At 65.4% G+C, this 12,217-nt stretch carries 10 protein-coding genes; 4 read left to right on the forward strand and 6 right to left on the reverse strand.

All coding sequences use genetic code 11. The annotated features are described in order from the left end of the window. Window positions 1-108: 108 nt before the first annotated feature. Window positions 109-1,350, reverse strand: coding sequence for a phosphoglycerate dehydrogenase (gene serA / locus RT460_RS05715; RefSeq protein WP_313317685.1), 1,242 nt, complete (start codon window positions 1,348-1,350; stop codon window positions 109-111). A gap of 203 nt (window positions 1,351-1,553) precedes the next feature. Between serA and RT460_RS05720 the strand changes: the two genes are divergently transcribed. From RT460_RS05720 to RT460_RS05735, 4 genes are read left to right on the forward strand one after another with little or no spacing between them, the layout of a single operon-like run. Next, on the forward strand, window positions 1,554-2,942 hold the full coding sequence (locus RT460_RS05720; RefSeq protein WP_313317686.1) for an FAD-binding oxidoreductase: 1,389 nt from the start codon (window positions 1,554-1,556) through the stop codon (window positions 2,940-2,942). A gap of 51 nt (window positions 2,943-2,993) precedes the next feature. Next, window positions 2,994-3,293 (forward strand): DUF2388 domain-containing protein, encoded by a 300-nt coding sequence (locus RT460_RS05725; RefSeq protein WP_313317687.1) that lies wholly within the window; start codon window positions 2,994-2,996, stop codon window positions 3,291-3,293. Next, the gene (locus RT460_RS05730; protein ID WP_313317688.1) at window positions 3,290-5,185 is read left to right on the forward strand and encodes a zinc-dependent peptidase; all 1,896 of its coding nucleotides are present in this window, start codon (window positions 3,290-3,292) and stop codon (window positions 5,183-5,185) included. The genes RT460_RS05725 and RT460_RS05730 overlap by 4 nt, the downstream gene beginning before the upstream one ends. Further along, a complete protein-coding gene (locus tag RT460_RS05735) occupies window positions 5,157-6,287 on the forward strand; it encodes an ATP-binding protein (protein ID WP_313317747.1) in 1,131 nt (376 codons plus the stop codon). The genes RT460_RS05730 and RT460_RS05735 overlap by 29 nt, the downstream gene beginning before the upstream one ends. A 39-nt stretch (window positions 6,288-6,326) precedes the next feature. Here RT460_RS05735 and yeiP read toward each other — a convergent pair whose 3' ends face one another. The 5 genes from yeiP to RT460_RS05760 form a co-directional block, all read right to left on the reverse strand. Continuing rightward, entirely contained in the window at window positions 6,327-6,893 is a 567-nt protein-coding gene (gene yeiP, locus RT460_RS05740) for an elongation factor P-like protein YeiP (RefSeq protein WP_313317689.1), read from the reverse strand. A gap of 124 nt (window positions 6,894-7,017) precedes the next feature. Next, entirely contained in the window at window positions 7,018-7,788 is a 771-nt protein-coding gene (locus tag RT460_RS05745; protein WP_313317691.1) for an SDR family NAD(P)-dependent oxidoreductase, read from the reverse strand. 72 nt (window positions 7,789-7,860) lie between these two features. Continuing rightward, on the reverse strand, window positions 7,861-10,413 hold the full coding sequence (locus RT460_RS05750; RefSeq protein ID WP_313317692.1) for an EAL domain-containing protein: 2,553 nt from the start codon (window positions 10,411-10,413) through the stop codon (window positions 7,861-7,863). Further along, the gene (locus RT460_RS05755) at window positions 10,410-11,303 is read right to left on the reverse strand and encodes a hydroxymethylglutaryl-CoA lyase (RefSeq protein ID WP_313317693.1); all 894 of its coding nucleotides are present in this window, start codon (window positions 11,301-11,303) and stop codon (window positions 10,410-10,412) included. The genes RT460_RS05750 and RT460_RS05755 overlap by 4 nt, the downstream gene beginning before the upstream one ends. A gap of 28 nt (window positions 11,304-11,331) precedes the next feature. Beyond that, a complete protein-coding gene (locus RT460_RS05760; protein WP_313317694.1) occupies window positions 11,332-12,120 on the reverse strand; it encodes an enoyl-CoA hydratase-related protein in 789 nt (262 codons plus the stop codon). Between the last annotated feature and the right edge of the window lie 97 nt (window positions 12,121-12,217).

The raw sequence follows: 12,217 nt of genomic DNA on the forward strand, positions 1-12,217 counted from the left end.
GGCTTTTGCTCAAAGCCCCTCTCCCGTTTACGGGAGAGGGGTTGGGGTGAGGGCAAGCTTTGGGTGTCAACCGCAGGAACGTGCCGAGCGTCGGCTCGACCGGGTCGGTCAGTAAAGGATGCGGGTGCGCAGCGTGCCCTGGATCGCGGCCAGCTCTTCGCGAATGGCGGCGGCCTGTTCTTCGGTGGCGCTGATGTCGATCACCACATAGCCGACCTTGGGGTCGGTGCGCAGGAACTGGCCGTCGATGTTGAGGTTGTGGCGCGAGAAGATCTCGTTGATCTTGGACAACACGCCGGGCACGTTGCGGTGGATGTGCAGCAGGCGCAGGCTCTGCTCGTGCTCGGGCAGGGTGACTTCGGGGAAGTTGACGGCCGACAGGGTCGAGCCGTTGTCGCTGTAACGCACCAGCTTGGCCGCCACTTCCACGCCGATATTCTCCTGCGCTTCCAGTGTGGAACCGCCGACATGCGGGGTCAGGATCACGTTGTCGTGCGCCGCCAGCGGCGACTCGAACAGGTCGCCATTGCCCTTGGGCTCGACCGGGAACACGTCAACCGCCGCGCCACCCAGGTGGCCGGAGCTCAAGGCCGCGTCCAGTGCCGCGATGTCGACCACGGTGCCGCGCGCTGCATTGATCAGGTGGGCACCCTTCTTCATCTTGCCCAGTTGCTCGGCGCCGATCATCCACTGCGTGGAGGCGTTTTCCGGCACGTGCAGGGTTACCACGTCCGCGCGGGCCAACAGGTCGTCCAGGCTGATGGCCGGATGGGCATTGCCCAGCGACAACTTGGTTTCGATGTCGTGGAAGATCACGTGCATGCCCAGTGCCTCGGCCAGCACACCGACCTGGGTGCCGATATGGCCGTAGCCGATGATGCCCAGGGTCTTGCCGCGCACCTCGTGGCTGCCGGCAGCCGACTTGGACCAGCCGCCGCGATGGCATTCGGCGTTCTTCTGCGGAATGCCACGGGTCAGCATTATCGCCTCGGCAATCACCAGCTCGGCCACCGAGCGGGTATTGGAGTAGGGCGCGTTGAACACGGGAATGCCGGCCAGCTCGGCCGCTTCCAGATCGACCTGGTTGGTGCCGATGCAGAAGCAGCCGACCGCGATCAGGCGCTTGGCATGGGCCAGCACTTCCGCGCTGAGGTGGGTGCGCGAGCGGATGCCGACGATGTGGGCCTCAGCGATGCGCGCCTTCAGTTCATCTTCGGGAAGCGACTTGCTGTACAGCTCGATCTGCGAATAACCGGCCGCCTTGAACACATCCACGGCGGTCTGGCTGACCCCCTCAAGCAACAAAACGCGGATGTCCTGCTTCGGGAACGAGGTCTTCTTGGGCGACATGTCGTGAACGGCGGCGGCGGTGGGTAGGCCAGCAACTATGCCAGAAGCGGACCGGCTTTTGTGCGCTGCGCAACGCGGCAAAGCCTTGATGGCAAAAGGTTTCAGATGAAATCCCGATTCGCCGGCAGATGCCGGTGCGGTGACTGGACGCCGCGCGGTGGGGCTGTCACGCTTGGCGGCTTTCACGCCGCCGAAGCACCGCCATGACCGATCCGCGCCTGGAATCCCTGTTGCAGTCCTGCCCCGAGCTGCGTCTGAAGACCGACGTCGCCGACCTGGAGCATTACGGGCGCGATTGGACCCGCCGCTGGACGCCCGCACCGCTGGCCATTGCCTTGCCGGCGACGGTGGAAGAAGTGCAAGCGGTGATGCAATGGGCAAACCAGCACCAGGTGGCGGTGGTTCCGTCCGGTGGCCGTACCGGTCTGTCCGGCGGTGCCGTGGCCGCCAATGGCGAGTTGGTACTGAGCCTGGAGCGCATGAACAAGCCGCTGGCCTTCGATGCCGTCGATCGCACCCTGGTCGTGCAGGCCGGCATGCCACTGGAAGCGGTGCACAACACCGCCAGGGAGCATGGGCTGATCTACCCGGTGGATTTCGCCGCGCGTGGCTCCTGTTCGATCGGCGGCAATATCGCCACCAATGCTGGCGGTATCCGGGTGATCCGTTACGGCAATACCCGTGAATGGATCGCAGGGCTCAAGGTCGTTACCGGTAATGGCGAGTTGCTGGAGCTCAACAAGGGCCTGATCAAGAACTCCAGTGGCTATGACTTCCGCCAGCTGATGATCGGCTCGGAAGGCACCCTCGGCATCGTGGTCGAGGCGACGCTGAAGCTGACCGATCCGCCGCCGACCACCAATGTCATGGTGCTGGCGCTGCCTTCGTTCGAGGTGTTGATGCAGGTGTTCTCCGCGTTCCGCGAGCGCCTGCAGCTGGAAGCCTTCGAGTTCTTCACCGATCTGGCGGTCAAGCACGTCACCGCACATGGCGCGCACTATCCGTTCGCCGAGATCCACCCGTATTACGTGGTGACCGAGTACGCCTCTGCCGATGAGGCCGGCGAAGCCGCCGCGTTGGCCGCGTTCGAATACTGCATGGAGCAGGGCTGGGTGCTGGACGGCGTGATCAGCACCAGCGACGCCCAGGCCCAGCAGTTGTGGCGTCTGCGTGAGGGCATCACCGAGTCGGTGGCGCGCTACAAGCCCTACAAGAACGACGTGTCGGTGCGCATCTCGGCAATGCCGGCGTTCCTGGCTGAAACCCAGGCCCTTATCAACGGCGCTTACCCGCATTTTGAAGTGGTGTGGTTCGGCCACATCGGCGACGGCAACCTGCATATCAACGTGTTGAAGCCCGATGACACGAGCGATGCGGAGTTCCTTGCGCAGTGCGAGCAGGTGACCAAGTTGCTGGCCCAGGTGCTGCATCGTTTCGACGGCAGCATCTCCGCCGAACACGGTATCGGCCTGGTCAAGAAGGCCTACCTGGCCAGCACCCGCAGCGATGGCGAAGTGGCCCTGATGCGCGGGGTCAAACGCGTATTTGATCGCAACGGCCTGCTGAATCCGGGCAAGGTATTCGACCTGTAAGCGCAAGCCCGTTACTCTTTGCGTCCTTCTTCACCCGATATTGACCTGACGATGATTCGCCCGATCCTGTTCTGCGCCTTGCTTGCCCTGCCGATGTCGGTGTTCGCCTCCAGTTTTGCCGGTAGTTCGGCAGGTTCCGCCAGTGGCGCCTCGTCCAATTCGTCGGGCAGTTCCTCGGGGGATGACAAGGTGCTGCTGGATGCACGCGACGATGCGGCGAATTTCGTTGCCAGTGACGGCGCCATCCGCGGTGCCTGGCTGGAGGCCGCTCTGATCCAGCTGCGTGAGCGCGATGTGGCTGCGCGCCAGGCCAGCGACTTGGCCCTGGCCCGGAAGATACTGGCCCTGTGACCGCAGCCGGCCGGCCGCCGCGCTGGCGGTGGTTGGCGGGATTGCTGCTTGCGGTCGGCGCCGCCACTTCGGCACAGGCACAACTGCAGGTTGAACTTTCCGGGCAGGACCTGGATGTCGCTGAGCAGCGGGTCAGCCAACGGCTGATCGATGATGTGCTGGCGCGCCTGCCGCCAACAATGCGGCAGGCGGATGTCGGTCCTTTGCAACTGCGTTGGCGGTCTGATCTGCCAGCGCAGGTGCAGGGGCGGGCGCACGGCCGCGATCTGGGCCTGGACAGGGGGTTGCTTGCACCCTTGCTGGAGGCGGCTAGCAGTGATGCCTGGCAGCAGGCGCGCGCGGCCTTGATTCATGAAATTGCCCACGCGCTTGACCGCGCGCATTCGGGTGGATGGTCGGCACAGGCGCGCTTCCGCGACCTTGCAGGTTGGCAGCGGCGGCCGTTGCTGCCCGGGCGCAGCGACAACCGCAACAGCCTGCGCAGCCCCGATCATTACGAACTGCACAGCCCCGCGGAATTCTTCGCGGTGAATATCGAGCACTACCTGCTGGATCCGGATTACCGGTGCCGCCGCCCCGCGTTGTATGCCTGGCTGCAACAGCAATTGGGGACAGCGCCTGCAGTTGGCGCCATCGACTGTCCGACGTCGCTGCCGTTGATGCAGGCCGACGAGGAGGCGGGCAGTGCCGCCTTGATCGGCTTGGACCCCAAGCGTGTCTATCAGGTTGACTACCTGCTGGCCGAAGGCAATGAGCGGCTGATGAGCCGCTGGGGCCACAGCATGCTGCGACTGGTGATCTGTGCGCCCGGCCGGCCACCCGGGCCGGCCTGCCGGATGGACCTGCAGCATCATCTGGTGCTGTCGTTCCGGGCCTATGTGGGCGATGTGCAGATATCCAGCCTGCGCGGGTTGACCGGCTCCTACCCGTCGCGGTTGTTCGTCCTGCCGCTCAACAGGGTGGTGGACGAATACACCAAGGTCGAGCTGCGCGGGGTGTCCTCCACGCCGCTGGCCTTGCAGCCCGATGAGATAACAGCGTTGCTGGTACAGGCCGCCCAGCTGCATTGGTCCTATGACGGGCGCTACTACTTCATCAGCAACAACTGCGCGGTCGAAACCTGGAAGCTGCTGCAAGACGGGGTGCCGCGCATGAGCGCGCACCGCCTTGCGTCGATCACGCCAACCGGTCTTGTGCGCCGGCTGCGTGGGCAAGGGCTGACCGCAGGCGTTCCCGCTGATCATTCGCAGGCCGTTCGCGAGGGCTATTACTTCGAGTCGGCGGCTACGCACCTGCAGGCCGTGTTTGCGGTCGTGCAGGCCGCCTTGGCACCTCCCGTCGCCAACGCCGAACAGTGGCTGGCCCTGCCTGCAGCGCAACGTCGCCGCTGGATGGATCGCGGCAACGGCAAGGCGTTGGCAGCGATGCTGGTACTTGAGCAGGTGGCCTGGCGTCGCCAGGAACTGCTGGCGCGCGATGCGCTCAAACGGCGGTTGCTGTCCCCACGGGGCGACACCGGCCAACGTGTTCAATTTGATGCCTTTGCCAAGCGCGCCGGCGCATTGCTGGCGCCGGGCAGCCTGCCGGTAGCGGGCTACGGTTTGCCGTCTTTGGCCGAACGCGAGGCCTTGCAGGCCCATGTGCAGGCCGGTGCAAGCGAGGCGATGGGGCAATGGCAGGGCCTGCGCCAGGCGGCCCTGGCCCTGTTGACCCCGGCGCAACGGCGGGAGCTGGGCGATATCGAATCCAATCTGGAAACGCTGCGCCACGGCCTGCGTTTGCTGTACGGTACGCAACCAGGGGAGGCGGCCCATCCTTCGGGAATGGACCGGCGCGGTTTCAAGGAGAAAACGGTTGAGCACGATGGCAGAGCCGCAACTGGCGGTGACTGAAGTGGCGATGACGCAAGGGGTGATGCAACTGCGCTCCTGCGCGATCCTCGAGTTGGATGGGGACGGCCAGGTGCATGCATGCAATGCCGGGGTGGAGTCGATCTTCGGCTATACCCGTGAAGAACTCTGCGGGCGCGGGTTCTCCTGCCTGTTCAGCGCGGCCGATGCCGGGCGTGGCACCGATCGCCAGGTCCTGGAGCGGGCGCTGGCACATAACTTCGAAGAAATGGGCTTGCCGATGGTGCGCAAGGACGGCACCCGTTTCCGTGCTGCCTTGATCGTGGAGCAGGTGGGCAGTGCCCCGCAGCCCAGGATCATGGTGGTGGTGCGCGATATCACCGATTACTTCCAGACCCAGAAGCGGGTACGTGAAGCACAGGAAATCGCCCTGCGCGCCCAGCGCCTGGACGCGGTGGGCAAGCTCACGCTGGGTCTGTCGCACGATTTCAACAACCTGCTGTCGGTGATCGCCAACAGCCTGGATATGTTGGCTGCCCGTCGCACCGGCGACGAAAGCGCACGCCGCATCATGGACATCGCCCACCGTGCGGTGGAGCGGGGCACCCAGCTGACCCGGCAGATGCTGGCGTTCGGCAGGGGCCAGACGCTGGTGCCGCAGCTGAGCCAGGTGCACGACCTGGTATACGGTTCGCTTGAACTCTATCGGCGGGTCTGCGGGCAGACCATCCATCTCAACGTTGACCTGGAGAAGGATCTGCCGCCGATCGCGGTGGACGTGGGCCAGTTGGAAGCAGCCCTGCTCAACCTGCTCAGCAATAGCCGCGATGCCATGCATGGCGTCGGCAAGGTGGTGCTGGAGGCGCGGCGGCAAACCATGCTGGTGCCGAACGGCAACGGCGAGGAGGGCCCGTTCGTGTGCATTACCGTGGGTGATAGCGGCCCCGGTATCCAGGCCGAGATCCAGGAGAGCGTGTTCGAGCCGTTCTTCACCACCAAGGGGGTGGGCGACGGCAGTGGCCTGGGCCTGAGCCAGGTCTATGGGTTCGCTGCGCAATCCGGTGGCACCGCGACCATCGGCACGTCCAGCTTGGGCGGTGCGGCGATCTCGCTGTATTTCCCCGTCGAGCCCGGCGCAGCGTGAAGAAACGAAGGGCGCCATCGGCGCCCTTCGCAACAACCTTCAGTCCGCGCGACCGCCGAACTCACCGGTGGTGGTGTTCACCAGGATGCGCTCGCCGTTTACGATGTACTCCGGCACCATGATTTCGATGCCGGTGCTGAGCTTGGCCGGCTTCGGGCGCTTGGTGGCGGTACCGCCCTTCAGCTCCGGCGGGGTCTCGACCACTTCCAGGGTCACGTGCTGCGGCATCTGGATCGCCACCGGCTGGTCGTCGATCACCTGCACGTAGATGCCGGTCAGGCCTTCGGTGATGTAACCGGCGTCGTCGCCGATCACGTCCGCGTCCAGCGTGTACGGGGTGTAATCCTCGTCGTCCAGGAACACGAACGCATCGCCATCCATGTAGGAGAAGCTGGACTGGCGGCGCAGCAGCTCGACTTCGCTCAGGTTGTCATCGGCGTCGAAGCTGGCATCGAGCTTGTTGCCGCCGGGCACGCTGTACATGATGAAACGGAAGCGGACGTTGCCGCCGCGGCCCTGCGGCGAGCTGCGCTCGATGTCGCGGATCTGGTACACGCCGTTGTTGTACTCGACGACGTTGCCTTTCTTGATGTCGTTGGCTTTCATGGGTTGAGCGTTGGGATTGGAGAATCGGGAGTGGAGATTCGTAAAACCAAAAGCGGGCACCAAGGCCGGCAGGATGGCCCGCTGGCCAATTCCCAATCCCGTATCCCCAATCCCCGCTTCGCAGTCACTTCGGTGCCAGACGCACGGCACCGTCAAGGCGAATAGTCTCACCGTTGAGGTAGGTATTGCCAATGATATGGCCGACCAGGCTGGCAAAGTCAGCCGGCTGGCCCAGTCGCGACGGGAACGGAATGGAAGCGGCCAGCGATTCCTGCACGTTCTGCGGCATGCCATCGACCATCGGCGTCCAGAACACGCCCGGGGCGATGGTCAGCACGCGGATGCCCACGCGGGCCAGCTCGCGCGCCATCGGCAGGGTCATGCCGACCACGCCCCCCTTGGACGCCGAATAGGCGGCCTGGCCGATCTGGCCTTCATAGGCGGCAACCGAAGCGGTGTTGATGATCACGCCACGCTCGCCATCGGCATTGGCTTCGTTGTGCTGCATCAGGTCGGCACCGGCCTTGGCGACGTTGAAGCTGCCGACCAGGTTGACCATTACCGTGGTCTGGAAGTTGGCCAGCGGCATGGCCGCCTCACGCCCCAGCACGCGGCCTGCCCCCAGGATGCCGGCGCAGTTCATCACCACGTTCAAGCCGCCCAGGAAGTCCTTGGCGGCGGCCAGGTTGGCAGCAACACCCGCCTCGTCGGTGACGTTGGTGGTGAAATAGCGCGCATTGTCGGCGCCGAGCTCGGCAACCGCGGCGGCGCCTTTTTCATCGTTGAGGTCGAACAGGGCGACCTTGCCGCCATTGGCGACCAGGAACTGGGCGACGCCAAGGCCAAGGCCGGAGACGCCACCGGTGATGACGGCACGAACGGAGGACAGCTGCATTGGAACAATCCTGCGGGAAAGAGCCGCAGATTCTAGCCGATGGCCACGGGTGGGCCACGGCGGCGACCGGACCTAGCGCATGCGCCGTGCGAATTCGTCGGCAGACAGCCCCGGCGCGAACAGGAAGCCCTGGCCGACAGGTACGCCCAGGCTGACCAGGAAGTTGCGTTGTGCTTCGGATTCGATGCCTTCAGCAACCAGCCCCAGTCCCAGGCTGCGGGCAATGCCGCAAACCGCCTCGCAGACCGCCACGTCGGAGGGGTTCTCCGGCACGCCGCTGATGAACAGCTGGCTCAGCTTGAGCCCATGAATGGGCAACGTGCGCAGGTAATTGAGGGCGCTGTAGCCCTCGCCAAAATCATCGATGGTCAGTATCACCCCCATCTCGCGCAGCTCGGCGAAGGTACGCAAGGTCGCCGGTGCGTCTTCGATCAGCACCCGTTCGGTGAACTCCAGCTCCAACGCTTGGCCCGGCAGCCCGTACTCGGCCAGTACGTCGCGCACCTGGCGGGCAAGGCGGTCGCCGCTGAACTGGCGGTAGGAGACGTTGATGGCCACCCGCACCAGGCCCATGCCCTGGTCCTGCCACTGCCGGACCTGGCGGCAGGCCTGGTGCAGCACCCACTCGCCGATGCGCACGATGTCACCGGTGTTCTCGGCGTGGCTGATGAAGATGTCCGGGCGCAGCTCGCCGAGCTGCCGGTCGCGCCAACGGATCAAGGCCTCACAGGCGACGGTACGGCCGCCGCGCAGGTCAACCTGCGGCTGATACACCAGCCGGAATTCGTCGCGTTCCAGCGCCTTGCGCAGGCGTCGTTCGATCTGCAGGCGGTCGCGCTGGCGGCGCGCGAGTTCCGGCGAAAACACCTGCCAGCCATTGCGATCGCGGCGCTTGCACTCGTACATGGCCAGGTCCGCGTTCTGGATCAGTTGCTGCGGGCGCAGGCCGTCGCGGGGCGCGCGGGCGATGCCGATGCTGGTGGTGACCGCGAACTCGTCCTTGCCGAACTGGAACGGCGGCACGAAGGCCTGGGTGATGGCCTGGGCCAGCTGTTCCGGCCGTTCGGGGCGGTCGCGGGCGTCGCAGGTGACCACGAACTCGTCGCCACCAAAACGCGCCAGCAGGCCCTCGGTGCCGATCGCGTCGCGGATGCGCCGGGTGGCCTCGATCAGCAACTGGTCGCCGGCGTTGTGGCCCAGCACATCGTTGACCATCTTGAAGCGGTCAAGGTCGATGTACAGCACCGCCACCTCGGCATGCGACGGGTTGGCCAGGCGGGCTTCCAGGTCGGTCAACGCCGCGTCGCGGTTCATGATGCCGGTCAGCGGATCGGTGCGGGCCTGGTTCTTGAGCGTCTCTTCGGCATGCTTGGGCTCGGTGATGTCCTGCAGCGTGCCGGCAATGCGGCTGGAGGCCAGGTCGCCCGGCTCGACCTCGCCGATCATGCGGATCCAGAAACTGTGGCCATCGCTGCGTTGGCCCTGCAGTTCCAGTTCAAAGCCGGTGCGCAGCTCCACCACCGTTTCCATCGCCGCCAGCAACTGCAGACGGGAGCCGGGGCTCAGGCATTGGATCAAGCCTTCCAGGTCGGCCGGTGCCACCTCCTGGCCGAGGATGCGCTGTGCTTCGCCGGTAAGGTAGAGCTGCTGCTGGCCGCGATCCCACTCCCAGCCGCCGATATGCGCCAGCGATTGCGCACGGTCGAACAGGGCGTGGTCGCGCTTGAGTTCGGTGATGTCGCTGAACAGCGAAAACACATGGTCGGGCAGGTCGCAGCCGGAAGAGAACACCGGCACGGTGGTGATCGATATCCAGATCATGCGCCCGTGCGGACGGTGGTAGAGGCCGATGATGGTGCTGGGGATGATGCGGCCTTCGCGGAACGCTTTGGCCACCGGCCATTGTTCGCTGCGCAGGCGGCGGCCACGTTCGTCGACGGTGATCCACTCTTCATTGTCCAGCGGCACCCGCGTGGGGGTGTGCTTGCCCATGTTGAAAATGCGATGGGCGGCCGGGTTGGCGGCAAGGATGCTGAGGTTGCGGTCGAACAGCATCACGCCCTTGTCGATGGATTCCAGCAACAGCCGATAGCGGGTTTCTGCCTGCCAACGCCGGCTCAGGTCACGGGCCACCGCGACGATGCAATGTTCGCCATCGTGTTCGAATGCAGCCGAATGCACCTCCACCGGGAAGCGACTGCCGTCGCCACGCATGTTGGTGACTTCCACCACATAGGTTTCGCCGCGGTTGAGGGTTTCCCAGACCGGCTCGAGATGATCGGCCGGCAGGTCCGGATTGAGCAGTTCAATGGGTTGGCCGACGATTTCCTCGCGGGTGCGGCCATAGGCACGCACCCCGGCACTGTTGACGTCCAGCACCGTGCCGGTGGCGCTGAGGATGCTGACCGGGTCGGGCACGGCATCGAACAAGGCGGCGTAGCGGCGTTGCGCCGATTGGCGTTCGCTCATTGCCTCGCGCAGGGCGTCGCGGGCGGCCTGCAGCACGGGTTGCAGGTGGAGTGGCAGGGGGTGGTGCAGTGCCTGGTCCAAACCGGCGAGCGCGTCGACATGGGCGGTTGGATGACCGCCTTGGTCGGGAACTATGCGCTGGCCGGAACCGGTCATGACACCGTCAATGCCTTAGCTGTCTTGCTGCCTGTCTGCCGGCCCAGCCGTTCGGCGAGCCAGTTCCCCGTTGCGGCCAACGCCGGCAGATCCACGCCGGTGACCATCCCCATGCCGTGCAACATATACACCACATCCTCGCTGGCGACATTGCCGCTGGCACCGCGGGCGTAAGGACAGCCCCCCGTACCGGCCACCGCGGAATCTACCACGCGCACGCCTTCTTCCAGGCATGCGGCGATGTTAGCCAGCGCCTGCCCATAGGTATCGTGAAAATGCACCGCCAGCGCGGTCATGGGCAGGTTGCTGGCCACCGCCTGCAGCATCGCGCGGGCCTTGCCGGGGGTGCCGACGCCGATGGTGTCACCCAGTGATATCTCGTAGCAGCCCATGGCGTGCAGGCGCACCGCTACGCGCACGACATCGGCCAGCGGTACTTCGCCCTGGTAGGGGCAGCCCAGCACGGTGGACACATAGCCGCGCACCTTCACCCCGTCGGCCTTGGCCCGGGCCAGGATCGGCTCGAAGCGCTGCAGCGATTCGTCGATACCGGCATTGGTGTTGGTACGGTTGAACTGCTCGGACGCTGCGGTAAAGACGGCTACTTCCTCCACCCCGACGGCACGTGCGCGTTCGTAGCCCTGCTCATTGGGCACCAGCACCGGGTAGCTGATACCTGGGCGACGCTGGATGCCGCTGAAGACTTCAGCGGCGTCCGCCAGCTGTGGCACCCACTTGGGGCTGACGAAGCTGGTGGCCTCGATGCTGCGCAAGCCGGTGGCCGAAAGGCGGTCGATCAAGCTGATCTTGTCGGCGGTGGCGACCTGTTGTTTCTCGTTCTGCAGGCCATCACGCGGGCCTACTTCGACGATGCGGACGAAATCATTCATGGCGTTTCCAGGGTCGACAGTCACGGGTTTACTTCGCCGCCCAACGCGGCGCGCGCTTTTCCAGGAAGGCACTCAGTCCTTCCTGGCCTTCCTCGGATACGCGCAGGGCGGCGATCAGGCCGGCATTGGCGCGGTCCAGGCCATCGCGGTCGCCCAGTGCCGCGCAGACCTCGCGCACCAGGATCTTGGCCGAGGCGGCGGCCACCGGGCCGGCCTTGGCCAGCAAGGCCAGCTGGGCCTGTACGGCCGCATCCAGGGCATCGGCAGCAACCACCTGATGGACCAGGCCGATCTGCAGGGCGGTTGCGGCGTCGAAATGTTCGCCGGTGGCGAACCAGCGCCGCGCCTGGCGCGGACCGATGGCGGCGATGACGTAAGGCGAGATCACCGCCGGCAGCAGCCCCAGCCGGCTTTCGGTCAGGCCGAAGCGTGCACCCTCGACAGCGATGGCGATATCGCAGCAAGCCACCAGGCCAACACCGCCACCAAAGCTGGCGCCGTGTACGCGGGCGATGGTTGGCTTGGGCAGTTCATCGAGCGTACGCATCAGCCGTGCCAGCGCCAGCGAATCCAGCCGGTTCTGTTCCTGGCTGGCCGTAGCCATTGCGCGCATCCATTGCAGGTCGGCACCGGCGGAGAAGGATGCACCGGTGCCGGCCAGCACCACCGAGCGTACGGCAGGGTCGCTGCCCACGGTTTCCAGCGCTGCGGTCAGGGTCTGGATCAGCTCGGCGTCGAAGGCGTTGTGCAGCTCGGGACGGTTCAGTGACAGGGTGGCCACGCCGCCCTGGTGGTGTACGTGCAACGCATCGCTCATCGGAAACGCCTGTCTGAGAGTAATCCGCCGCATGATTGGTGGCCCTTGCCAGCTTTGACAAGGGGCAGACCGCGCAGGATTGCGCGCCGTGGGCCGG

Origin of the sequence: Stenotrophomonas sp. (assembly GCF_032061965.1) — a bacterium.
Taxonomy (GTDB): Bacteria; Pseudomonadota; Gammaproteobacteria; order Xanthomonadales; family Xanthomonadaceae; genus Stenotrophomonas.

What these genes read in the sequence shown, in the direction of transcription:
- RT460_RS05755 (WP_313317693.1), bottom strand. Translation starts at nt 11,303, where the DNA reads ATGAATGATTTCGTCCGCATCGTCGAAGTAGGCCCGCGTGATGGCCTG.
- serA (WP_313317685.1), bottom strand. Translation starts at nt 1,350, where the DNA reads ATGTCGCCCAAGAAGACCTCGTTCCCGAAGCAGGACATCCGCGTTTTG.
- RT460_RS05725 (WP_313317687.1), top strand. Translation starts at nt 2,994, where the DNA reads ATGATTCGCCCGATCCTGTTCTGCGCCTTGCTTGCCCTGCCGATGTCG.
- RT460_RS05735 (WP_313317747.1), top strand. Translation starts at nt 5,157, where the DNA reads ATGGCAGAGCCGCAACTGGCGGTGACTGAAGTGGCGATGACGCAAGGG.
- RT460_RS05750 (WP_313317692.1), bottom strand. Translation starts at nt 10,413, where the DNA reads ATGACCGGTTCCGGCCAGCGCATAGTTCCCGACCAAGGCGGTCATCCA.
- yeiP (WP_313317689.1), bottom strand. Translation starts at nt 6,893, where the DNA reads ATGAAAGCCAACGACATCAAGAAAGGCAACGTCGTCGAGTACAACAAC.
- RT460_RS05720 (WP_313317686.1), top strand. Translation starts at nt 1,554, where the DNA reads ATGACCGATCCGCGCCTGGAATCCCTGTTGCAGTCCTGCCCCGAGCTG.
- RT460_RS05760 (WP_313317694.1), bottom strand. Translation starts at nt 12,120, where the DNA reads ATGAGCGATGCGTTGCACGTACACCACCAGGGCGGCGTGGCCACCCTG.
- RT460_RS05745 (WP_313317691.1), bottom strand. Translation starts at nt 7,788, where the DNA reads ATGCAGCTGTCCTCCGTTCGTGCCGTCATCACCGGTGGCGTCTCCGGC.